We start from the raw sequence: 24,623 nt of genomic DNA, 5'->3' as shown, positions 1-24,623 counted from the left end.
TTCTGCCATGACGTACGACTCCCTGGTCAACCGCGGCGACTACTTCTCGGCCCACTATCTGGCCGAGGTACTGCCGAAGGACCTCAAGTCGGGCCTGTTGCAGGCGTGGAAGGACCGCGAGGAAGCGGCGAAGCCGCCCGCCGGAGGTGCCGCCGCCACGGAGGCCGACGTGCTCGCCACGGCGGTGTCCGGCGGCGACGAGTTGCCGGTGACCCCGCGAGCCGGGCTGCGGGCGCTGCGCCGCGACTACTTCCGGGCCCGGTCCTTCTTCGCCCTGCCCGAGGACGAGGACGGCATCCCCGCCGTACGCGACACCGACGACGACACGCTGACGTATCACGCCCCGGACTGGCGGGAGCGGGTACGGGCCCTCAACGCCGAGGTGCTGCGCGCCCTCGGTTATGACGCGAAGCCGCGCACGCTCACGGTCGAGCGTGCGGGGCAGACGTACGAGATCCCGGTCGCGCACGCCGAGAAGGGTCTCGTCGCGGTGGACTGCGGCTGGGCCGCCGAACCGGACGCCGCGCTCGACCCGAAGGGCCGGGGACGCCTGCTGGAGCCGGTGCCGCTGGACGGCCCGGCCCCCGTCGAGACCGGATCCAAGCTGGCCTCCTTCCTGTTCGCCTGTGAGGAGGTCGACGGCGACCGGCCGCCCCGGTACGTGCTGCTGCTCGGCGGCGGCGTGATCGTCCTCGCCGACCGCGCGGTGTGGGGCGAGGGCCGCTACCTCGGCGTCTCCCTCGACACGGCGCTCCAGCGCAACGACACCAGGGCGGGCGGCGAACTCGACACGGTGGCCGCGCTGTTCGGCGCGGACTCGCTGCGCACGCCGGAGGAGGGCGGCGAGAACCCGCTCGCCGAACTCGTCGGCAAGTCCGCGAAGCACGCGGTGGGGGTCTCCAGCGAGCTGCGCGACGGCCTGCGCAAGAGCGTCGAGCTGATCGCGAACGAAGTACTGGACCGGCTGCGCGAGCAGGGCCTGCGCCCCGAGGACCTCGGCGAACTCCCAGACCTGGGACGCCAATTGACGCGCGAGTCGCTGCGCTACCTCTACCGGATCCTGTTCCTCCTCTACGCCGAGGCCCGCCCCGAGCTGGGCATCCTGCCGGCCGACTACCCCGAGTACCAGCAGGGGTACGGCCTCGGCCGGCTCGCCGAGCTGATCGCCGACCGGGAGCCGATCAGCGACACCGCCCGCAACGGCTTCTACCTCTACGAGTCCCTGGACCTGCTCTTCCGCAAGGTCCAGAACGGCTACCGACCGCGCCGCACCCACGGCGTGGAGGCGACCCCGGCCGACCTCGACGCGAAGACCAGTGAGGACGTCGGCCTGCGCTTCGAACCACTGCACAGCAAGCTGTTCGAGCGCGATGCCATCCGGCTGATCGGCAACGACAGCTATCCCGACCCGCGCTTCGACTCCGACGAGGCCCTGGCCCGGGGCGAGTCCGTCCGCTACCTCGACACCCGGCTACGCAACGCCACGCTCCACCAGGTGCTGCACAGCCTGATGATCACCCAGGGCAAGCGCGGCGAACGCGGCGGCTTCATCTCGTACGCCCAGCTCGGCATCAACCAGCTCGGCGCGGTGTACGAGGGCCTGATGTCGTACAGCGGCTTCATCGCGGGCGAGGAACTGTACGAGGTCGCCAAGGGCGGCGACCCGAAGGACGGCTCCTGGCTGGTCCCCAAGTCGAAGATCGCCGAGTACGACGACCCGGTGTTCGTACGCCGCCGGGACCGGCACACCGGCGAGGACGTCCGGGTGCGGTACCCCACGGGTTCGTTCGTGTACCGCCTCTCCGGCCGCGACCGGCAGACCTCCGCCTCGTACTACACGCCGGAGTCTCTGACGAAGGTCACCGTGCAGCTGGCCCTCCAGCAGCTGCTCACTGAGGAGACCCAGGCGAAGGAGCTGCTGAACTGGAGGATCTGCGAGCCGGCGCTCGGCTCCGGCGCGTTCCTCAACGAGGCGATCAACCAGGTCGCGGCGGAGTATCTGCGGCGCAGGCAGAGTGAATTGGGCCGGTCGATCGACACCGAGCAGTACGCCGTCGAGCTCCAGAAGGCCAAGGCGTACATCGCCCTGCACAACTCCTACGGCGTCGACCTCAACGAGACGGCCGTGGAGCTGGCCGAGGTGTCGTTGTGGCTCAACACGATGCACCCCGGCATGGAGGCTCCCTGGTTCGGACTGCACCTGCGGCGCGGCAACTCGCTCATCGGCGGGCGGCGGGAGGTGTACGGTGCTGAACGTCTGAAGAAGGGCGGCTGGCTGGGGACGACTCCGGAGCGGTTCGCGTTGGCGGACGCGGTGGGGGGTGCGGCGCTGCCTGAGGGTTCGGTGCACCACTTCCTCCTTCCGGCAAAGGAATGGGGCGCGGTCGCCGCCGAGAAGGAGGCGCGGGCGCTCGCACCGGAGGCCGCGAAGGCGCTGGGCGCGTGGCGGAAGGCGATCACGAAGTCGCCGACGGCCAGGCAGACGGCACGGCTTCAAGGGCTGGCCCGGCGGGCCGAGTACCTGTGGGGGCTGGTCGTACGGCGGCTGGAGCTGTCGGAGCGGGACATCTCGCGGCGGATCGAGGTGTGGGGCGCGGAGGACGACTGGCTGCGGCGGCCCGAAGTCGCGGTGCAGCGGGACGAGGTGCTGGCCGACCTCCAGGCCGAGGACACCCCGTACTGGCGGCTCAAGACGCTCATGGACGCGTGGTGCGCGCTGTGGTTCTGGCCTGTGCAGAGTGCGTCGCTGTTGGACGGTACGGATGAGCGGTACGCGCGGGCCGAGGCGTTGGCGGAGCGGGCGGCGGAGTTCGAGGCGGCGGGGGTCTCGGCGGCGGCCGGGGAGGCTGATGCCGGTGGTGAGGAGGACTCCGGGATTCTGATGGCCTGGGAGGCGGACGCGCTTCCGGGTTTCACGGCTGAGCCCAAGCAGATGACTCTGACGCGCGATTCGGTGTCGCGCCGTCGTACCGGACGCCGCGCGGAGCAGGTCAAGGGGCAGCGCCGGGAGGTCATTCCGCTGGCGGGGCTGGACGACTGGCTCGACTTCGCCGAGGCGTTGCTGGGTACGCAGGACGTGCCGAGCGAGTCCCTGGTGTCGACGTTCGAGACGCTGGATGACTTGTCGGTGTACGAGGACGAGTTGCCCGAGTGGATGGGCATGGAGCGGTTCCATCGGCTGCAGAACCAGTTCCTGTGGGCGGCCATGGCGAGGGATGTGGCCAAGGCTCAGGGGTTCTTCCACTGGGAGTTGGAGTTCGCGCAGGTGTTTGCGCGGGGTGGGTTTGATTTGCAGGTGGGGAATCCGCCTTGGGTTAGACCGCAATGGCAGGAGAACTTGGTCCTGGCAGAGCTTGAGCCGTGGTTCGTGCTGGCGGAGCGACCGAGTACAGCTGAGTGGCGGCTTCGCAAAGAGGAGCTACTGAACGACCAAGCTGGGGGCACAAGCTTCCTACTCAACGAGCTAAGCATGATCGCTGGATCCGTCTCCGTACTCACGAGCTCTGCCACATATCCGCTCCTTGTTGGCACCCGAGGCGATCTCTACCGGGCTTTCATGGCTCAGGTATGGCAGCACCTAGCGCCTGAGGGTAGGGCGGGCCTAATCCATCCAGATTCGCACTTCGGCGGGGTACATGAAGGAAACATCCGGGCCGCCGCATACCGACATCTCCGCATCCACGCGCACTTCGTAAACTCGTCAAGATGGGCATTCGACGACCTGAACTGGTCTCAGGAATTTGGAATGCATATCTACGGCACATCACAGGAGCCCGACTTCCTGCACCTCAGCGAACTCCGCGATGCGGAGGTGCTGCCAGATTCTCTAACTCACGACGGAAAAGGCGATACTCCGCGCATTAAGCACAATGGTTCGTGGGATATTCGGCCACACCGAAAGCGAGTGGTGCGCGTGGACACACAACTGCTGGCCAGTTGGCACGTCCTGACCGGCTCAAAAGGTGGGGTGTCACAGACCCCACTGCTGTATCCAGTTCTCGCCAGCGAGCAAGAAGCCGTCGAGGCGCTGGCCGCGCACTCCAGCAACTTGGCCGACTTTAATCCGATGATCTCTGACGGGTACAATGAAACGACTGCGAAGAAGGAAGGATTGATTCGCTGGGCCAACAAGACTGTGCCAAACCTTTCGGATGTAATTCTTCAAGGGCCGCATTTCGCGTCGGCGCTTCCCTTCTCGAAGGAACCGAAGATTCCTTGCCGTAGCAACCGGGACTGGGAGTTGGTCACATCGACAGAGCTTCCCGAGACGTTTTCTCCCGTGACGAATTACGTACGAGCCACCGATGAGACAACGTACCTGGCGGCCCAGGACTCCTGGCTGGGAAAACCTTCCACCGCGTTCTTCCGAATGGTTTGGCGGAAGATGATCCCCTTCGACAGCAGCCGCTGCCTGAATGCCGCCATCATTCCACCCGGCCCCGCTCACGTTGACGCAGTTCGATCAATGGCTCTGCAAGACACACGTCTAACCGTGCTCAACGCGGGCTTCTGGGCATCACTGCCTCTGGACTACGTACTGCGCATCACTGGCCGGTCGAACCTTCATGTTTCCGAGGCCCGTAAGATGCCCGCCCCTGCGACAAAGCACCCCCTCGCCCCGGCCCTGCTGCTACGTACGCTCCGCCTGAACGCCCTCACCACCCACTACGCCCCCCTCTGGGCAGAGCTGTTCGACCCTCGATGGGCAGGCTACGAAGACTGGGCCAACCCCAACTGGCCCCAACTGAAGCCTCTCGCCGCCAGCCTCAAAAAGACCTGGGAGTACGGCACCCCCCTCCGCACCGAACACGAGCGCCGCGCCGCACTCGTCGAACTCGACGCCTTGGTGGCCGTCTGGCTCGGTATTACCGCCGACCAGCTCGTCACGATCTTTAATTCGCGCTATCCACAGCTGTACGCCTACGAGTCGGCGACCTACTTCGACGCCAACGGCCGCAAGATCGCAGGCGACTTCAACACGTACGGCCACGGCCAGACCAAGCAGGACTACCTCGATCTCCTCGCCCACTTGGAGGACCCGGAGCGCACCCCTCCGCCGGAGGGCTACCAGGCCCCCTTCTACAAGGCCGACCGAGAGGCCGAGATGAGGGCCGCACACGCGCACTTCCAGGCTCGGCTGGACGCGGAGATCGCCGCCGGGCGCTGGACACCGCCCGTCCGCGAGGCCGTACAGGCGTAGCCAGCGAGCCCTGCCGGACACAGGCTGCCCCTGGCACCTTGCCAGGGGCAGACCCAACGCCCTACCGGACGGCGAAGCCGACGAACGCGGTCCAGGCCGCCACATCGACGGCGATGCCACGGCGGGCTATGTCCTTGGAGTCGCGTACGTGGACGACGTGAGGGCAGACGGCGACCTCGACGCATTGCCCCCCGTCGCCGGTGCTGTAGCTGCTCTTGAACCAGGCCAGTTCGGGCTCAACGCTCATGTCTCTCCCAGCAACTTCTCTACGTATGCCAGTGACTCACTCGGCGTGAGGGCCTGCGCTCGGAGAATCCCGTAACGGGCCTCAAGCTCCCGGACCTTCGACTGCCCTGAGTAGAGGCGGCTGTCGCCTTGCACCTCTGCATAGGCGATCCTCCGCCCTTCCGGTGTATCGATCAAGGCGAACGGGCCACCCAGCGCACCGTGATCCTCTCGGCTGACTGGCATGACCTGGATCTCGACGTTCCGCTTCTGGCCGATGAGCAGTACTTGCTCCAACTGGCCCCGCAGTACGTCCCTACCCCCGAGAGGCCTCTGGAGCACGCACTCTTCCAGGACGAAGCTCACCAGCGGCGCGGGCTTGCGTGCGAAGATCTCCTGCCTCGCCAGACGTGCGCTCAGCCCCTGCTCGATCCGGTCCTCGTCGAGCAGCGGGCGGCGGACCGAGAACACTGCTCGGGCGTACTCCTCCGTCTGCAACAGGCCCGGGACGGCGTACATCTCGTACACGTGCAAGCCAACCGCCTCCCCCTCCAACCGCGCCGCATCCCGAAAGAACGCCGGATACTGCGCCCGCGCAACCTCCTCCTTCATCTCCTGGAGGACCCCACCCGCGTCCAGCACCTCATCCGCCTGGTCGATGAACTTCGGCGGCGGCACCCGGCGCCCCTGCTCGTACGCGGCGATCGTCGAAACCGAGTAGCCCATCATCGCCCCGAACTCGGCCCGTTCCAGCCCCGCCCGTACCCGGAACCTCTTCAACTGGCGCCCGAACACACGCAGGATGCCGGAGCCCGCCCCCAGCTCCCGCTCGTCCCCCTCCGCCCCGGACTCCTCCTCGGCCAAACCAGCCACCTCGCTCATGTCCCGCACCGCCTCCCCGGCCAACGCGGCCCCGCGCCGACCGTCACGCTCCGCCCCGCCTACACACGCCGACCCCTCACCTACAGCGACCGCCCGTGTGCACGTCGTATCTCGTCACGGTAAAACCGGCACGTCAGCGTGGACCACATGAACAACGAAACTTCCCCCACACCGGGGGCCGCGCCCTACCCGGTACGCCGCGAGTTCGCGATGCGCTTCACCTCGTCCACGCGCGGCGCGCGCCTCGCCCGGCGGCTCATCTCGCACCGGCTGGACTCCTGGGGTCACCCGTACACCGGTGACGTCAACGAGACGCTGGCGCTGATCACTTCGGAGCTGGCCGCGAACGCCGTACGGCACGGGCACGTCGCCGGGCGGGACTTCCATGTACGGCTGTCCGAGACCGCCGGCAGCCCGCGCACCCTGCGCGTCGAGGTCACCGACACCCGTACCGAACGCGTACCGATGCTCACCACCCAGGAGCCGCCCGGTGACGACGAGTCGGGACGGGGTCTGCTCATCGTGGCGCGGCTGGCGTCCCGTTGGGCGGTCGGGCCGCGCGCCGACGGACCCGGCAAGACCGTGTGGGCGGAGCTGTGGCTGCCCGGCGAGACACCCGCACCGTCTCCGGTCAGCCACTTTCCCGCCAACGCCTGACGGGTTTTCGGAAACACGGGCGCTCGCTGTCAGACCCGCCGACTATCGTCGTCCGCTCACGCCTCCATCAGGCACACACGGCAGATCGAGGGGACGCGCGCTGTGACCACCACGCCCGAGGAACGGACCGGGTACCGGATCTCCATCGTCGACGAGGACCCGCTGCGGGCGCGCAAGGAAGCGCGTGAACTGCTCGCCGGGATCGCCGACGTCGATCCCGGGGCGGCGCTGGACGTTCCCCGGCGTGGAGCGGACGCGCCGACCGACGGGGCGCTCAAGGGCGGGCTCACGGCCGACACCATCGGCGTGGTGATCAGCGCCGGGTCGCTGGTCGCCGCAGGGGTGCAGATCTGGCTGGCCCGGGTGCCGCAGCGGACGATCATCGTGAAGCGGCCGGACGGGGCGACCCTGCACATCACCGGGAAGGAGGCCCGCGAGGACGACGAGCGGATCGAGCGGTTCCTCGCGGGCAGCGGTGAGGCACCCCGCCGCGCGGAGCTCGACGGCCCCGGCGACGGCCCTGCGGCGGGCTGAGCGCTCATGACCGACAACGACCGGTTCGCCATGCTCGTGGGCGTGTCCACGTACGACAGCAACGCGTACCCGGACCTGCCGCCCGTGCGCGCCGACCTGCACTACATGCGGGCCGTGCTGGAGAACACCGAGATCGGCATGTACAACGACTGCGCGATGGTCGCCGAGCCGACCCGCGCGGAGATGCTGCACGCCGTCGAGACGTTCCTGAACGCGCGACAGCCCAGCGAGACGGCCCTGCTGTACTTCAGCGGGCACGGGGAGTTCTGCGAGGACGACAACCAGCTGTACTTCCTGACCCGGGACACCGACCCGGGCGATCTGCCGGGTACGGCGGTCCCGGCGGAGTTCCTGGAGCGGATGCTCCAGTCGTGCCGGGCCGCCTCGAAGCTGGTGCTGCTGGACTGCTGCTCCAGCGGCTCCGTCGTACAAGGCTGGACCGCGAAGGGGCCGGCCGAGGAGCCCGCGCGGCCCGCGCCGAGCACGCTGCTGCGGCCGACGGGCGTGTACTTCATCACCGCCTCCGACGCTCTTCAGTCCGCGTCCGCGATGGCGCCGGACGGGTCGAGCCTCGGTACGTCCCGGTTCACCGGGGAGATCGTGGAGGGGCTGCGCAACGGGCGGATCAAGGAGGGCGGCTGGATCACGCCGGACGACCTCTTCGAGTACCTGACCGCGCAGATGAGGCGCGACGGCGTACCGGAGGAGCAGCGCCCCACCAAGTCCACGATCAGGGCCACGAACCAGCTGCCCTTCGCCCGGTCGGTGGCCCGCCCCGTACACCTTCCGGCACTGCCGCGCGACGCGGCCGAAGCCGCCCAACGGTCCCCCGCACTGCTGAAGGCCCGGGAACTGGCCGCGCTGGACGCGCGGGACGGCGTCGACTGGGAGCGGCTGCTGCGGTACTACGCGCACTGCCTCACCGCTCAGTCGGCGGCCGGCATGCGGCCCGACCGGGACAGCGGGCGCGGCTCGAAGTACTTCCTGCTGGGCCAGGGCGAGGAGACCATACAGTCCGGGCGGGGTTCCGCCTTTCCCGCTCCCGGCAATCTGCCCAAGCCGCAGGGTGGGTCGGCGAGTAAGGGCGGCGGTGACGCGGGGGCGCAGCAGGAGTACTGGTACGGCTATCCGGCGATCACGCTGCCCGTGCGGGACGGCGGGGCCCGCGGTCGCCGTACGACGGTGGAGCTGGCACCGCTGCTCATCCAGCAGCTGGAACTGGCCCCGGACGAGGAGGGCCGGGACGTGCTCCGGCCCAGTGGCGTTCCCTCCCTGCACACGGGTGTCGTCGCGGAACTGCTGGACGCTGGCGACGCGGCCGACCTCGTCGCCCGCTGGCAGCCGTCCTGGCAGGAGGGCAACGACGCGCAGATGCTGCGCGCCGTGAGGGAGTTGCTGGACGAGCTGGGGCTGCCGGAGCTGGAGCCGCTCGACCCGTCCGCGCTCAGCGAGCGGACGGTGATGCAGGCGCTGCGACCCGGCGCGCACAACGCGGCCGTGTTGCTGGTGCCTTCGGGTGTGGAGGCCAAGGCCACCGAAGCCCTGGTGGACAACCTGTTGCAGATGTCGGCCCGGACCGGGCAGATCCCCGGCACCGCCCTGGACGCGCTGCTGAGCGGTGGCGAGGGCGGTGCACGGGGCGCGTCCGTCGCCGTGGTGGCTCCGGGGCCGTGCAACGAGAGCCAGGAGTCGGTCATCTCCTCGGCGATGACGCGGCCCCTGACGGTGGCGACCGGGCCGCCCGGCACGGGCAAGAGCGAGGTCGTCACGGCCGTCGTCACCACCTGTGTCGCCGCCGGGCAGTCCGTGCTGGTCGCCTCGACGAACAACGAGGCCGTGAACGTCGTCGCCGAACGCTGCGACGACATCGCTCCCGGGCTGCTGATGCGGACGGGCAACACCGAGGCACTGGTGCGGGAGGCGGCCAAGCTGGAGCGACTGCTGGGCGAGCCCGTCCAGGCTCCGCGCCGCGGATCGGCCACTGTGGGCGGACAGTTGCGCAGTGCGCGCAAGACCGCCGACGGGTTGCGGGCGGAGGCCACGCGACACGTCGGCGAGGAGGGGCGCCTGCTGGAGCTGCTCCGGGACCGGTCGGAACGGGCGGAAGCGCTGGGGCTGCCGCTGCCGCTCCTGGAAGGTGTCTGGGCGGCGGCGGGCGAGGACGGTTCGGCCGCGCTGGGGCGCTGGGAGGACCGGGCGCGGAAGGTGGCCGGGGCCCCCTGGTGGCTGCTCGGCCCGTGGCGCCGGGGACGGGCGCTGGCCGCGCTCGTCTCGGCGGTGACCGCTGGAACGGAGGAGAACCGGCCGGATCCTTCGCACCCGCCGGACGGCACGGACCTGCCGCCGTGGCCCGAGTGGGCGACCGGGCGGCCGGTGCCGGCGGAGCTGCTGGAGTCGCTGGCGGACACGGTGGCCGTGGAACGGGAGGTGCGGGCGCTCGTCCCCCGGCACACGGGATGGGACGAGGACGGGCTGCGGCGGTCACGGCTGGAGGCGGCGGGCACGCTCTCCGAACTGTCGGCGGAGCTGTCGCGGGCGGTGTCCACCGAGGCGCTGACGCGGGGGCGGGCACTCATGCAGCAGCGGCTCCAGGCGCTGCGGAGCCGCTCGGGCTTCCAGCGCAGCCAGAAGAACCTGATGGCGCACATCAAGGGATGGGCCGTCAGCACGCACTCCGTGCGGCAACTGGAACTCACCCCGAAGCTGTTCGACCTCGTCGTCATCGACGAGGCGAGCCAGTGCTCCATCCCCTCCGTGCTGCCGCTGCTGTTCCGGGCCCGCCGGGCGCTGATCATCGGCGACCCGATGCAGCTGGGGCACATCCCCGGCGTGTCACCTCAGCAGGAACAGCAGGCGCGGGTCCGGGCCGGGCTGAGCGCGGCGCAGTTGGAGGATCACCGACTCACCTACCACGTCTACTCCTCGTACCACGCGGCCGAGCAGCACGGTGACTCCGCGCTGCTCCTCGACGAGCACTACCGGTGCCACCCCCGGATCGCCGACATCGTCAACGGCTACTGCTACGCGGGCCAGTTGCAGGTGCTCACCGACGTACGACGGCAGGTCCCGGCCCTCGACCCGGTGGGGGCGGCCGATCCGGGGCCGGCACTGGGCTGGGTCGACGTACCGCGCGGCGCGTCGGCGCGGGGCGGCGACGGGCGGTCCTGGCGCAACGCGGCGGAGGCGGAGGGCGTACGGCGGGTGGTGGACGAACTGCTGGCGCGGCTGCCGCAGGACGCCACGGTGGGTGTGGTCACGCCCTTCCGGGCGCAGAAGGAGGCGTTGGCGCGGGTGTGGCGCGACGACGACCGCGTCCGGGTCGGCACCGTGCACGCCTTCCAGGGCGGGCAGCGCGACGTGATGGTGCTGAGCCCGGTGGCCACGCACAACACCCCGCCGAGGACGACCCATTGGGTCGCGAGCCAGGTCAACCTGTGGAACGTGGCTGTGACCCGGGCCAAGTCCCAGCTGATCACCGTGGGCGCACACGCGTTCTGGCAGGGGCAGAGCGGACTGCCGACCCTGCTCGCGGGGCGCTCGGCGCTTCTGGGGGCGGACGCGGACGAGGCCGACGGGCCGGTGGTGACGGCCACCCCGACGGCCGGGTTCCGCGAGGAACTCGCCGACCGGCTCCAGCAGTACCTGACCGAGCGCGGGATCACCGACCTGGAGCGGGCGGCGGTGGTCGGCGGCCACCCGGTGGACCTGCTGTTCACCGAGGCCGGGGAGAACACGGCGGTCCTGATCGACCTCGGCCCACCGCCCGGTATCGACCCGGCACGGCACCTGCGGCTGACCCACGCCCGGGGTGACCTCCTGACCGGGCTGCCGTCCGGGGGCTACGGGGCGAAGGCGTGCCCGGTGGGCCGCACGGTGCGGGTTCCGGCGTGGCGGATCCTGGCGGGCGCCGAAGTGCTGACGCCGCTGTTCGACTGATCCGGGGGACACCACCGCCGGGGCCGGTTCAGGTGCCGGGCAGGGACCGGACGACGTACGTCATGTGCTGGACGTTTCCCGCCCAGAGCCACTGGGTGTGGGTGCCGGTGCCCTCGCTGTCCGTCTCGGGCCCGTGCACGCAGTCGCGCAACCAGGTCTCCCCGGCGCTCGCGACCGCTGTCCGGAAGTCGGGCAGATCGTGGATCCGGCGGGCGGCGGCCCGGATGCCCGCCGTGCGGTCCGGCCCCCCGTTCAACACCTTGCACAGCACGAACGAGCGGTCGGTGGTGTAGCGGAGGACGCCCCAGGGCGGGCCTCCGGCCCCCGGCTCCGTGGCCAGGGCTTCGGGAGGCTGGACGCCGTAGTCGCCGTATCTCAACCGCGAGAGGCCGTCCCGGTGGCCCGCCCGAATCTCGTGCCACATGTCCCAGTCGGCGCGGGGCTCCTCGTGCGGCTCGCCGAACCGCATCATGTCGTCCGTGACGTGGGGGAACGCCCCGCCGAGTACGGCGACGGTCCGCCGGTCGCCGGCCAGTGCCACCAGAGCGTCCAGAGCGCGCAGCGCCTCCTTACCCGCGTCGGGGCGGCCGGGCAGGACGGCGCCCAGGTCCAGCAGCAGATCGACGGGCACCTCCCGGCCGGCCCGGTCCAGCAGTGCGCCGACGGCCTCGGCGACGGCTCCGTCCCACTCCCCCGGCATGCGGACACGGACACCGATACCGCAGCCGCACTGGCGGGCGGTCTCCACCGCGGCCGTCTGGTGGGCCTCGCTGCGCTCGGGACCGGTCACCGGACGGAGCAGGGGGTTGATTGCCGTGCACTCGGCCAGGATCGCGGCGAGTGCCGGTATCTGTGCGGCCTCGGCGAACGGGGCGTCGATCCAGCCCGGATGGCGCCGGTGCACGCCCCTTACCCGGCGCAGTTCCCTCTGCCAGTGGGCCTTCTTCAGCTGCGCCGGACTCGTCCCGGAAGAGGACGGGAGGTTCCAGAGGGGCGCGACCGCCGCCTGTATGTCGGGCCGGAGGCGCTCGTACGCCACCCGGGCATGCTGCCGGACCGGCAGAACGGGAACGTAGAGCGGTTCGGACATCGCGGCTCCCCCTCGGCACTGCCCGCGCGCTTTCCCTTCCCGCCAGGGTCCGCGAACGTCACAGCTGCGAAAAGAGAGCCCTTTCGGTCCGAATGGCTGAAGTGCGCAAGTACCTGGTGACGGTGTGACGCAAGTTGTACGCTTCGTGATGCTCGGTGGTCGGACGCACCAAGTGGACGGCACACGTGGGGAACTGAGCGGCACTCAGGCCTGCCTCAGGGACCGTCCGCCGTGCGCCGACCAGTTCGATGCCCGGGTCTTCGTGACCCGGCCGTTCCACGATGGGCGCGAGGCTTGAACCACCGGATACTCGGTCTCACAGTGCGCAACTTCCGCACCCTGACCGACACGAAGCTGCCACTCGGGCCCCTGACCGTCATGGTCGGTCCGAACGCGGCGGGCAAGTCGAATGTTCTGCAGGCGCTGGGGTTTTTGGGTGATGTCTCCCAGGACGGAATCGCGACGGCGCTCGAAAGGCACGGCGGATTCGACGTCCTTGCCTTCCGCGGGGGCCGGAAGCCGGTGTCGCGGATCACGGTGGGTGTCGAGGGCATCTGGTCCGAGTTCGCGTCGGAGGAAGCTCCAGATCGCTACGAGTTGAGTGTTTCCCGTCCTCGCCTACCCGAAGGGGCCACGGCGCGGCACACGACGTACCGGCGGGAGCGGTTCACACAGCACCCGGCGGACAGCACGGAAACCCTGGTCGAGCTGACAAAGCGCTCGCTGACGGTCACCAGCCCGCTGGAGGCCGACCACCCGGAAATGACGGAGAACATCGGAGGGTTGGCATCCGCCCTCCACCAGGACCAGGCACTGCCGCTTCCGGAAACCGCCCCAACCCGCCGGGCCATGCGCGAAATCAGTCGGCATCTTTCCGCGATCCGGGTGTTCGACCCCGACGTACGGGCCGCGCGGAAGCCGTCGTCGGTCACTGAGCGGGGCCGGTACCTGGAGAGCGACGCATCCAACCTGGCCGACTTCCTCCTGAGCCTCAAGGAGGACAGAGATGCCTGGATGTACCTCCTGGAGGACGTCAGGACCGTGGTTCCGCAGATCAGGGACATCCACCTGGAACTCATCCCGGGCTCCCCGCTGGTCCAAGTGGAGCTGGAGGAAGAAGGTCTTCGCGGGCGCACCCGCCTGAATGAGGCGTCCTGGGGAACCGTCCGCATCCTGTGCATGCTGGCGATCTTCCACGACCCTCACCCTCCGTTGCTGACGTGCATCGAGGAGATAGACCACGGAATCCACCCGCACGCGCTGAGCCTGCTGGCGGGCAGGCTCCGCGAGGCCAGCGTCCGCGGCCAGTTCCTGGTCACCACCCACTCGCCGGTCCTGGTCAACGAGTTGGAAGCCGAGGAGCTCGTCGTGTGCGAGCGGCTGCCGAGCGGCGCCTCCCGTATCCCGGCCCGTCGGCTGGAGGAAATCCAACGGGTCATCGAGAAGTCGGAGTACGAGCCGACGGGAGACCTCTGGTATGCGGGAGCCCTCGGAGGCGGACTGTGAGCGCGAGAACCGCCCGGAGGCGTCGGCGCTCGGTCATCGTGGTGGCCGGCGAGGGGAACTACGACCGCGAGGTGCTCCGGCATCTGGTCCCGGCGCTGCACCCGGGCGATTGCCCTGAGGTGATCAACATGAAGAAACCCATACGGCTGGCTCGTGCCCAGGCGAAACTCTCTCCTCGGCTGGAAGAGATCAAGAGGTTCGCTCTGGGCGTCGCGGATACGGCGAAGCTGGCCGGGGTGGTCATACATGTCGATCTCGATGGCGTCGCCGACGAGAACTACGACAAGCTCCGCAGGCGCATCACCGAAGAGATGCGCGCCACCTTCAAGGACTGCCCCTCGGCCCTGGCTCTGGCAGCCTACGAGATCGAGGCCTGGCTGATGCTCTTTCCCGAGGCGTTCCCGAAGGTCAGGCCCGGCTGGCGGCTGCGGGACGCCGACTGCCGCCGTGACCTCGCCAAGCTGGAGAAGACGAAGGAACACCTAGTCAAGTACCTGGGCAAACCCCCCTACCGAGAGTCCGACGCTCCCGCGATCATGCAGGCGGCGGTGCGGGGTGGGCACGTCACCGCGCGTCCGGCCGGCAACAACCGGTCGTTCCAGGACTTCGCCGAGGACATGTCCCTCTGGGAGAAGACCGCCTAGCAGGTCAGAACCGGTTCACCACCGTACAGGGGCTGTCAGCCACCCCCTATACGGTGGTATCGATCAGCAGGGCACCGGCATCGCAAGGGGGACCGTCGTGAAGCCCACCATGGCCGCCGCGCAGCTCCGCGGCAGTCTGACGCAGTACCTCACGACGACGTACGCCCTCGCCGACGAGGACACCCGCGGCGCGCTCGAACGCTTCCTCGGGCATCCAGAGACCGGTATCTTCCGCGGGCCCTACCTGCGGATCAGGACGCCGTTCCACATCGCCGACGACGGCTGGCAGCGGGAGCTGGAGTGGTCGGCCGGTTTCCCCGGGTTCGCCCCGTGGCGGCACCAGGCCAAGGCATGGGCGCGGTTGTCCACGCTGCACGGGCCCGCCAGGCCGACGTTGGTGACCACCGGCACCGGGTCCGGCAAGACCGAGTCGTTCCTGGTCCCCGTACTGGACCACTGCCGGCGGCGGAAGACCGAGGGGCGGGCCGGGATCAAAGCCGTGCTGCTGTACCCGATGAACGCGCTCGCCACCGACCAGGCCGGGCGCATCGGGGAGTATCTGTCGCGGCCGGAGCTGGCCCAGGTCACAGCCGGCCTGTACATCGGAGACCGGCCCGACACGGACTTCCGGCGGGTGATGACGCGACGCGAGGAGATGCGCCTCTCCCCGCCCGACGTGCTGATCACCAACTACAAGATGCTCGACCTGCTGTTGCAGCGGGGAGAAGACCGCAGCCTGTGGGACGGCGCCGAGCCCGCGTACGTCGTGCTGGACGAGTTCCACACCTACGACGGCGCGCAGGGCACCGACGTGGCGATGCTGCTGCGCCGGCTGGCCGCCGCCACCGGCGCGTCCCGGCCCGGCAGACCGCTGGGGTCGATCTGCCCGGTGGCGACCTCGGCGACGCTGGGGGAGGGTGCGCCGGGCAAGGAGGCCGGAGGCATCCTCGACGTGGCGGCGCGGGTGTTCGGGATGCCGTTCCCGGCGGACGCGGTCATCGGCGAGGAGCGGATGACCGCCGACGAGTTCACCGGCACCGTCGACTACGAGCTGCCGGAACCGCCGACCCCGCAGGAGGTCGTGGCCGTGTCCGGCGGACCGGACGTGGAGGCCCGGCCCGACCTGCTGGACCTGGACGCGCTCGCCACCCGGATGCTGGGCCGCTCCGGCCTGGACGCCTTCCGCGTCGGCCGACTGCTGAAGCGGCACGACTTCACCCACGGTGTGCTGTCACTGCTCAGCGGGGAGCCGCTGGACGAGTGGACGCTGCGGGACCGGCTCGCCCGGTTCGGCTACTCCTGGGGCCGCACCGCGCGGGAGAACCCGCGGCTGGTGCTCCAGGCGCTTTCCCGGTTCGTGGCGCTGCTGTCGGCCGCCCGCGACCCGGACTCCGACGAGCGCAGGCCCCGGCCGCTGCTGCACATCGAGGCACACCTGTGGGTACGGCCCGTGACCCGTGTGCTGCGCGGGATGGGCCGCACTCCCGAGTTCCGCTGGTACGAAGACGACCGCACCGCAGCCCGCCGGGCCGCGCTCAACGCCGTGCCGCCTGGTGACGAGGACCCGGACGCCTCGTCCGGCAGCTGGCCGTCGTCCGCGAGCGGACAGCCGCTGCCGGGCAGCGACACCGCGCCGCGCCCCGCCCAGGTGCACCTGCCCGCCGTGTACTGCCGCAACTGCGGGCGCTCCGGCTGGGCCGCACTGTCCCCCGAGGCCGACCCGCAGCAGCTCGTGATGGCCCAGGACCGGATCTGGCGGGCCGGGGTGGGCCGGGACAAGCGGCGCGTCCGCTATTTCATCTCCGCCACCGCCCGCGAGCGACGGCAGGCCCTCGACGCACTGACCGGTGCCCGGCCCTCGGACGGCGGCGTCGACCCCCTGTCGGTGGTGGTGCTGGACGGCGGACAGGGCACCTACCGACTGCCGACCACCGGGGACGACGGAGATCTCGTCGACGCCTGGTTCGCGTTGGCCGTACTCGACAAGAAGACCGCCGATCGGGCCGCCAAGGAGGACCGGTGCCCGGCCTGCCACACCGACAACAGCATCCGCTTCCTCGGCACGGCCCGGGCCGCCCTCGCCTCTGCGACGGTCACCCAGCTGTTCACCGGCGGCGACATCGCGCTCGTACCGGAGGAGCGCAAGACGCTGCTGTTCAACGACTCGACGCAGGACGCGGCACACCGGGCGGGATACGTCGCCAACGCCTCGTACAAGTTCTCGCTCCGCTCGCTGCTCGCCCACAACCTCGACGAGTCCGGTGCGCCGACCGCACTGAACGACCTGATCGGCCATGTCCTGGACTCGGTGGACGACCCTGAGGCGCTGGCCGCCGTGGTGCCCCCCGATCTGCACGACGAACCGGGCGTCGACCGGCTGTTGTCCGGGCGCGGCACCGGCGACGCGCGGACCTGGCGGCTGATCGGCGAGCGGCTGGCGTTCGCGACGGTGATGGAGTTCGGGCTGCGCAGCCGCATGGGCCGCACCCTGGAGCTGACCCGGACGGCCGCCGCCGAGGTCGCCGTGGCGGACCCGGACCGGGTCACGGATCTGGCGCGGGACCTGCACCTGACACTGCCCGGCCAGTTGCTGGCGGTCGGCGGGCTGCCCACGCCCGAGCGCTATCTCGCGTACGTCCGTGGCCTGCTGGAGCGGCTGCGGCTGCGCGGCGCGGTACGGCACCGCTGGCTCGACACCTGGATCAAGGAAGCCGGCGCCGACCGCTATCTCATCTCCGGGCGCAGGCCGGACGGCATGCCCGCCTTCCCAGAAGGAATCGCTCCGCCGCGGTTCCTTCTCGACGGGCAGAAGGACAGGACCGACTTCGACTCGATCACAGGACGCCTGGGGTGGTACCAGGACTGGACCCGCAGATGTCTGGATCTGGACGCCGTCGGGGCCACCGAGTACCTGCGCAGGCTGCTGCCCGCCCTCGCCGACGCGGGCGTCCTCTCGGTGCGGACCGCCCGCGACCGCCAGACCCGGGTCTACGGGCTGCAGCCCGGCCACATCGAGGTGCGGCTCCTCGACGACGCCGTCGTCAACAAGGCCTTCGTCAGCTGTGAGGACTGCCGCTGGCAGCAGGTCGTGGCGCCCGAGCGCCGCACGCGCTGGTACGGGCATCCCTGCCCCCGCTACCGGTGCAAGGGCCGGCTGACCGCGCCCCAGAGCGACCGGTCCGCCGCAGAGGCCGAGGTGTCCCGCTTCGGCTCGGGCCCCCTCGTACCGGAACGGGACTACACCGGCGACTACTACCGCCGCCTCTACCTGACGGGCGGCACGTTCCGCGTGGTGACCGCCGAGCACACGGGCATGCTCAGCCGCCCCGAGAGGGAGCGCGTGGAGCGCACCTTCAAGGCGGGCACGCACTACACCGACCCCAATGTGCTGTCGTGCACTCCGACGCTGGAACTCGGCATCGACATCGGCGACCTGTCCGCCGTACTGCTCGGCTCCCTGCCGGCCGGTCCCGCCAATTATGTGCAGCAGGCCGGACGCGCCGGGCGCCGCACGGGCAACGCGCTGGTCATCGCGTTCGGCGGACGCAAGGCACGCGACCTGTACTACCTGGACGAGCCGCGCGAGATGATCGCCGGGAACATCCTGCCGCCGGGCTGCTACCTGTCGGCGGTGGAGATCCTGCGCCGCCAGTACACGGCGCGGCTGCTGGACCTGGCGGCCCGCGGCGAGCTGCGCACCTCCGACGGCGAGGTGCTGGCACCACTCCCCCGGCTGTCCTCCGCCCTGTTCGGCACCACCGGGTGGTGCCAGGACCTCGCGGACGCCGCCCAGACGCATGGCGCGAGCCTCGTGGAAGAGTTCCTGGCCCTGTTCCTCGACGACAGTGATGAACAGGGCACCGGCAGTTCCGACGAGGTGGGCGTGTCCGCGTACGCGGCGGAGGAACTCCGGGCGTACGCGACCGGCGGGATCGTACGGGCACTGCAAGAGGCCGAGGAGGATTGGACAGGGCGGCGCGAGGAACTGCGTCGCAGGATCGCGGCGATCGACGAAGCCGCGGAGCAACTGGCCCAGTCCGACGAGTCGCAGGCCCGAGAGCGGCGCGAACTGCTCGCCGAGCGACGGGGTGCCGGGGACCTGTTGCGGGAGTTGAGCCAGTCCAGCGCCCACGCCACCCTGGTGGACCTCGGGCTGCTGCCCAACTACAGCCTGACCGACACCACCACCCGGCTGGAAGCGACCCTGTACTGGACGGAGACCCCGGGGGAGGACGACGACACGGACGGGGCGGGAGCCGCCGAGCAGGGCGCCGTCCGCAAGGTGTACCGCAGTGAGACGCGGGACTACGAGCGGTCCCGCAAGCTGGCCCTCACCGAACTCGCCCCCGGCAACAGCTTCTACGTCAATGGCTACCGTCACGTGGTGCGCGCCCTGGACGTCGGCAGTCCCGAGCGCCGCGCCTGGTCGGTGTGGCGGCTCTGCCCCGCCTGCGGCTACGTCCGCACCGAGGAGCAGAACGCCGAGCACAACACCGACCCGTGCCCGCGCTGCCACGGCCGGGAGATCGCCGACGCGGGCTGTGTTCAGCGTGTACTGCGGCCCAGGCGGGTCCTGTCCCGCGACAAACGCGACGACGCCCGGGTCCGCGACGACCACGACGAACGGGACCGCAGGCGCTACGCGGTCCTCACCACCGTGGACATCGACCCCGACCGTCTGGCCCCCGGTTCCTGGCGGCACGACACCGCCGTGTTCGGCGTCGATTTCACCCGCCACGCCACCATCCGGACACTGAACCTCGGGCTGGACCGCGAGGACGGCAGCAGTACGGTGCCCCTCGCCGGACAGGACGTGCGGCTCAACCCGTTCTACGTCTGCACCGAGTGCGGCGGCGCCACGGCCGACGGCCGACCGGTGGTGGACGTGCCGCAGCACGCGCTCACCGAGTCGGGGGCGGCGAGCAGCCCGGCCGCCCAGCACCATCAGTTGTGGTGCCCGCGCCGCCGTGCCCGAAAGCCGGTGACCGGTGCGGGCGAACAGCAGGGCAGGGGCCAGGACGTGCCGCTGCTGCTCGCTCACGAACTGACCACCGAGGCCGTGCGCATTCTGCTGCCCGCGTCGGTGGCACGCGTCAAGGAGCGGCTCGCGTCGTTCACCGCCGCCCTGTTCGTGGGGATCGCGGCTCGCTACGGTGGCGATCCCGACCACATCGACATCGCCGAGGCGACCATGCCCGACCACGCGGGCGACCTGGACGCGGACTGGCCGAGGCGCTTCCTCGTCGTCTACGACCGGCTGCCGGGCGGCACGGGCTACCTGCACCGGCTGGCCTCCGCCGACGGCTTCCGGGAGGTACTGCTCAGGGCACGGGACGTCATCGAGCGCTGCGCGTGCCGCGAGAAGGGGCTCGACGGCTGCCACCAGTGCCTGCTGCGGCGCGTGCCGGCCGCCGACTACGACAAGGTCAGCCGCAACGAGGTCCGCCAGATGCTGGACGAGCTGCTGGGAGCCGACGGTGAGGGGTGGCGCACCTCGCCGGTGGCGACGACAGGTCACATCCCGCTGCAACGACAGGCCGAGAGCGACCTGGAGATCCTCTTCATCGACACTCTCCAGGACTGGGCGAAACTGGCCGAGTCGAAGGCCGCAGCGGACACGTACACGACCTCCGCCGGTACGTACGCCCTCGACCTGCGGCTCACAGCGGCCGACGGGGCCACCGTGAGCTGGCGTGTCTCCCAGCAACGTGCCCTGGACGGCACCCGGCCCGACATACTCCTCGAACGGCTGGACACCCCCGGCCCGCGCGTCGCCCTGTATCTCGACGGTTACGCGTACCACGCCACCCGTGTGCACAACCGGCTGGCGGACGACGCGACAAAGCGCACTCGGCTCCGGGCGGACGGCCTTCGCGTGTTCCAGCTGACCTACCACGACGTCAAGGAGTGGCGTCAGCGGATCAAGGACACGGGGTACGCGGGAGCCGCCCCCTCCGACCCCGTGTGGGAGCCGTACGGCGCGGCCGGACAGCAGCGGGCCCGCGACTACTACGACCGCGTGGGCCGGGGTCTGCCCGGTGAACTCGCCGAGACGGTGTGGGTCAACCCGGCTCGGCTGCTCCTGGCCTATCTGCGCTCTCCCGCCCCGGAGCGCTGGAGGCGGCGAGCGGAGGCGGCTGCCGCCGGGCTCAGCGGAGCGGGCGGGGTCCGCGCCGCCGCACTCACCGGCGAAGGCGTCGGCGAGGGCCTCCGGGCAGCGCTGCGCGGCGGCATGCCCGCTGGGGGCGCCGGACCCGTACGGCTGCTGTCCGGCCCCGATGCGTCAGGCTGCCGTCTGGTGCTGGCCGCCGACGGCAGACGCACCCCTCCCGTGTGGACGGGACTCACCGTCCTGGACGACGGTGACGCGGCCCTCGCCGACGAGCCGACCCACAAGCAACGCTGGCGTGCCTGGTTGTACTGGAGCAACGTGCTGCAGTTCCTGGAGCACGGCGGTGGAGACAGCGCCCAGCTGACATCGAGCATGCTCGACGGATTCGCCCCCGAGGTCCTCACCGTGACCGGCGGAGAGGGCTGGCTGACGTCGGCACGTGCGCCGGTACCCTCGCCCGCGGACGAGCTCGCGTCCGTCGGGGTCGTCCCCGCGCCCTCAGTGCCTGCTGTGGGCAGCGGTGAGGCAGTCGCGCCGAGGCCCTCTGCGGACGAGGCACGCGGCGACGAAGGACCGGGGCGGGACCCCGGCTGGGACCGGGTCATCGAGTACCTCGACCCGGAGGAGCCCGGGCTCACGGAACTCGCCCACGCACTGGCCGGCGCGGCGGTGCCCGTGCCTCGGGACGGCTACGAACTGGATGGCCACGGCTGGCAGGCCGAACTGGCATGGCCCCACGCCCGGATCGGAGTGGTCCTCGCCGCCCGCGCGGGCGGTGAGGAGCCCGACTACGAGGCACAGGACCGGGACAATGCGTTCTCGGCGGCAGGCTGGACGGTCCGCACCGCGACCGAATGGGACCCGGCGGCGATGATCGCCCGGCTCACGGAACGACAGCACGACAGCGACACCATCAGGGACGGGGAGCCGAAGCGATGAACACCTCGGGCGTCACACTGCGCCTGCTCGACAAGGCCGACAAGGAGATCCTCAAGCTCCCCCGCACGGTCAAGGGAGCGTTCTTCGACTTCCAGCACAAGTTCCGGAGCAACCCCCACACCACCGGGCTCAAGCTCCAGCAGCTCAAGGGCGACAGCAGGCTCTGGTCGGCGCGCGTCAATGATGAGTACCGGGCGCTGCTGCTGCGGCTCGCCGACGACGACTGGCTGATCGTCTCCGTCAAGCACCGCAAGGACGTCTACAACCGGCTGTCGTACGGTGTCAACCAGGTCACCGGCGGCATCGAGTACGTGGACCTGGAGGTGGTCGAGGACAGCGTCCTGCGCCGCCTTCCCGCCCCGCCCGCACAAGCCCCGGCGACCGCCGAACCATCCACGCCCGCGCAGCCCGAGCCGACCCGGCCCCTGTTCGCGGACTGGTCCGACCAGCAGCTGTCGGACCTCGGTGTCGCCGAACCCCTGCTGCCCGTCATCCGTTCCCTCGCCACCGAGGACCAGCTGCTGGGCCTCGTCGAGTACGCACCGCAGCTCACCGGCGAAGTGCTCCTCGCCCTGTTCGACGGGGCGTCGTACGACGACGTCCTCGACCAGGTGACCCGGCCGGTCTCCGCCACCGAGCCGGTCGACCCGGACGACTTCGAGGCCGCCGCCGGGCGGCCGGCGACGGTCGTCACCACGACGGACGACGCCCTGAGGGAGGCACTGGAGAGCGGCGACTTCGGTCGCTGGAAGGTCTTCCTCCACCCAACCCAGGCCAGACTGGTCGAACGGCGCTACAACGGCCCCGCCCGGGTGGGCGGCGGCCCCGGCACCGGCAAAACCATCGTCGCGCTGCACCGTGTGCGACATCTCGTACGGCAGCTTCCCCCGGGCCAGGACAAGCCTGTTCTCCTGACCACGTACAACAAGAACCTCGCCGCCGACCTGCGCTCCCGGCTGCTGGAACTGGGCGGAGAGGAGCTGCTGAGCCGGGTAGAGGTGAGCCACGTCGACCAGCTGGCGCTGCGCATCGTCCGCGAGGCAGAACCGGGCAACGGCAAGCAAGCCATCGACGACAGCCAGGCCGTACGCGAATGGCGCGGGCTGCTGGACGAATTGGGAGAGGACGGCTGGGACCCGGAGTTCCTGCACGACGAATGGACGCAGGTCATCCTCGGCCAGGCCGTCTGCACTCGCACCGACTACTTCAGGGCCCGGCGCGCCGGACGCGGCAGGAACATCGGCCGCGCCGAGCGGGCCGAGATCTGGCAGCTCGCCGAGCGCTTCACCCAGCGGCTGGACCGGCTCGGGCGGCAGACCTGGGACCAGGTGGCAGAGCGTGCCGCACGGCTGGAGATCGGCCGCGAACAGCGCATCCAGAACATCGCCCGACAGCGGGAGGAGACGGGCGGCCTCGACAACATTCACCTCCAGGACGGCTCAGGAGGCTGGCTGCGCCACCGGTACCGACACATCGTGGTGGACGAGGCACAGGATCTCCGACCCGCCCACTGGAAGATGCTGCGTGCGATGGCCCCCCGCGGCGCCGACGACCTGTTCCTGGTCGGCGACACCCACCAGCGCATCTACAAGAACCAGGTGACGTTGGGCAGCCTGGGCATCAATATCCGAGGCCGGTCCTCGAAGTTGAGCCTCAGTTACCGCACGACGCGGCAGATCCTGCGCTCCGCCCTCGGCGTGCTGGGCGAGACGAAGTACGACGACCTCGACGGCAGTGAGGAAACGCTGGCCGGCTACCGGTCGGTGCTCAGTGGAGGGCTTCCGGCCGGGCACGCGTTCCCGGACTGGGCCTCCGAGCGGGAAGGCGTGGCCTCGCTCATCAAGGAGTGGGACGCCGACACGGACAGGACCATTCCGCACGAGCAGATCGCGATCTGTGTGCCGACGAATCAGATGGCGGCCGAGATGGCCTACACGCTCAAGCTGAACGGTATCGACTCGGTGGAGATCCGTTCCGACGGCCCGCACGGCTCGGCTGGCGTGCACATCGGCACGATGTTCCGATTCAAGGGGCTGGAGTACCAGCGAATGGTTATCGCGGGCGTGGCGGACGGACTCGTGCCACGTAAGGCCGTCAACAGCCTGCGCGACAGGGACCCTGTCCGTTACCGGCACGAGATCCAGCGCGCCAGGTCCCTGCTGTTCGTGGCGGCGACACGGGCCCGCGACAGTGTGGACGTCTTCTGGCACGGAAAACCCAGCCCGTTCCTCGACGACTCGTGGGTCGACACACCAGAGCCGGCATCCTGAAACCAGATCAGCACCACCATGTATGCGGTCTGCCGATCGCCCATGGCTGCTGGCCCGCCGCCGATCCCCGGGCTGAATAGGCGTCAACGGCGTCTCGAACCTGCCCAAGCCTGAAGGGGATCGCCGCCGTGACTTCGGCATGGCAGTCGCCGAGGTCACGTCAGAACCTGCGCCAACCCGTGGCGTCCAAAGCCTCCTGGCTTTGCCGCCGGTTGAAGTGCGCGACTGAAACCGTGGACGGGGCATGGCATGGTCTGCGCTCAGGGGCGGTTCTCGGGAGACACCAAGCCGACGTCGAGTCGGGCGGGTGGTTTTCCGTTCGACCAAGCCGATCAGCGGCAATGTGCTGTCATGACGCGGCACCCGCCCCTGCGTCCTCTCTCACCGCGCGCGGCGGTGGGGCACAGGTGCGCGACGTCACCTGCTTCAGTTCGACAGCGGGCACCCACCGGTGCCCGCGGTCCGCGCGGGCGCCGGTGGGTCACGATGGCCGAACGGGCCCGCAGACACCGGTGTTCGGGGCCACGGCGTTCACCTCGGTGGCCCCGAACAGGCCGTTGCCAGGCGACTGCACGGCCGCGGGCCAGCTCGTCCAGGACGACGCCGGCGTGGGCGGCCACTCCCCCGG

General features: G+C 70.2%; 11 protein-coding genes. 8 read left to right on the top strand and 3 right to left on the bottom strand.

Going from position 1 to position 24,623, the window contains the following annotated elements:
• The first annotated feature begins 7 nt into the window (after window positions 1-7).
• On the top strand, window positions 8-5,200 hold the full coding sequence (locus AOQ53_RS14605) for an Eco57I restriction-modification methylase domain-containing protein (RefSeq protein ID WP_059417472.1): 5,193 nt from the start codon (window positions 8-10) through the stop codon (window positions 5,198-5,200).
• Between the two features lie 61 nt (window positions 5,201-5,261).
• Here the strand turns inward: AOQ53_RS14605 and AOQ53_RS14600 are convergent, their stop codons facing one another.
• Both AOQ53_RS14600 and AOQ53_RS14595 read right to left on the bottom strand, forming a co-directional pair.
• On the bottom strand, window positions 5,262-5,447 hold the full coding sequence (locus tag AOQ53_RS14600; protein ID WP_059417471.1) for a DUF397 domain-containing protein: 186 nt from the start codon (window positions 5,445-5,447) through the stop codon (window positions 5,262-5,264).
• Complete coding sequence (locus tag AOQ53_RS14595; protein WP_059417493.1) at window positions 5,444-6,307, bottom strand: helix-turn-helix domain-containing protein; 864 nt, start codon at window positions 6,305-6,307, stop codon at window positions 5,444-5,446. Before AOQ53_RS14595 ends, AOQ53_RS14600 begins: the two co-directional genes overlap by 4 nt.
• A 147-nt stretch (window positions 6,308-6,454) precedes the next feature.
• On the opposite strand from AOQ53_RS14595, the gene AOQ53_RS14590 reads away from it, so the two are divergent.
• The 3 genes from AOQ53_RS14590 to AOQ53_RS14580 all read left to right on the top strand — a co-directional run bounded on the left by AOQ53_RS14590 (window position 6,455) and on the right by AOQ53_RS14580 (window position 11,434).
• Window positions 6,455-6,964, top strand: a complete 510-nt coding sequence (locus AOQ53_RS14590) for an ATP-binding protein (RefSeq protein ID WP_059417492.1) — start codon at window positions 6,455-6,457, stop codon at window positions 6,962-6,964.
• A 102-nt stretch (window positions 6,965-7,066) separates the two neighbouring features.
• The gene (locus AOQ53_RS14585) at window positions 7,067-7,498 is read left to right on the top strand and encodes an effector-associated constant component EACC1 (protein ID WP_059417470.1); all 432 of its coding nucleotides are present in this window, start codon (window positions 7,067-7,069) and stop codon (window positions 7,496-7,498) included.
• 6 nt (window positions 7,499-7,504) lie between these two features.
• Window positions 7,505-11,434: a caspase, EACC1-associated type gene (locus AOQ53_RS14580; RefSeq protein ID WP_059417469.1), complete on the top strand. Its 3,930-nt coding sequence runs from the start codon at window positions 7,505-7,507 to the stop codon at window positions 11,432-11,434.
• Window positions 11,435-11,462: 28 nt separating this feature from the next.
• Here the strand turns inward: AOQ53_RS14580 and AOQ53_RS14575 are convergent, their stop codons facing one another.
• On the bottom strand, window positions 11,463-12,524 hold the full coding sequence (locus AOQ53_RS14575) for a beta family protein (RefSeq protein WP_059417468.1): 1,062 nt from the start codon (window positions 12,522-12,524) through the stop codon (window positions 11,463-11,465).
• A 294-nt stretch (window positions 12,525-12,818) separates the two neighbouring features.
• On the opposite strand from AOQ53_RS14575, the gene AOQ53_RS14570 reads away from it, so the two are divergent.
• The 4 genes from AOQ53_RS14570 to AOQ53_RS14555 all read left to right on the top strand — a co-directional run bounded on the left by AOQ53_RS14570 (window position 12,819) and on the right by AOQ53_RS14555 (window position 23,995).
• The gene (locus AOQ53_RS14570; RefSeq protein WP_059417467.1) at window positions 12,819-14,030 is read left to right on the top strand and encodes an AAA family ATPase; all 1,212 of its coding nucleotides are present in this window, start codon (window positions 12,819-12,821) and stop codon (window positions 14,028-14,030) included.
• Entirely contained in the window at window positions 14,027-14,674 is a 648-nt protein-coding gene (locus AOQ53_RS14565; protein ID WP_236711689.1) for a hypothetical protein, read from the top strand. Before AOQ53_RS14570 ends, AOQ53_RS14565 begins: the two co-directional genes overlap by 4 nt.
• A gap of 97 nt (window positions 14,675-14,771) precedes the next feature.
• Complete coding sequence (locus AOQ53_RS14560) at window positions 14,772-21,725, top strand: DEAD/DEAH box helicase (protein ID WP_059417465.1); 6,954 nt, start codon at window positions 14,772-14,774, stop codon at window positions 21,723-21,725.
• Entirely contained in the window at window positions 21,722-23,995 is a 2,274-nt protein-coding gene (locus AOQ53_RS14555; RefSeq protein ID WP_059417464.1) for a UvrD-helicase domain-containing protein, read from the top strand. Before AOQ53_RS14560 ends, AOQ53_RS14555 begins: the two co-directional genes overlap by 4 nt.
• Window positions 23,996-24,623: the final 628 nt, after the last annotated feature.

It is taken from the genome of Streptomyces azureus, from assembly GCF_001270025.1.
In the GTDB taxonomy this organism is placed as follows: Bacteria; Actinomycetota; Actinomycetes; order Streptomycetales; family Streptomycetaceae; genus Streptomyces; species Streptomyces azureus.
This window is presented reverse-complemented; position numbering and strand designations above follow the sequence as displayed.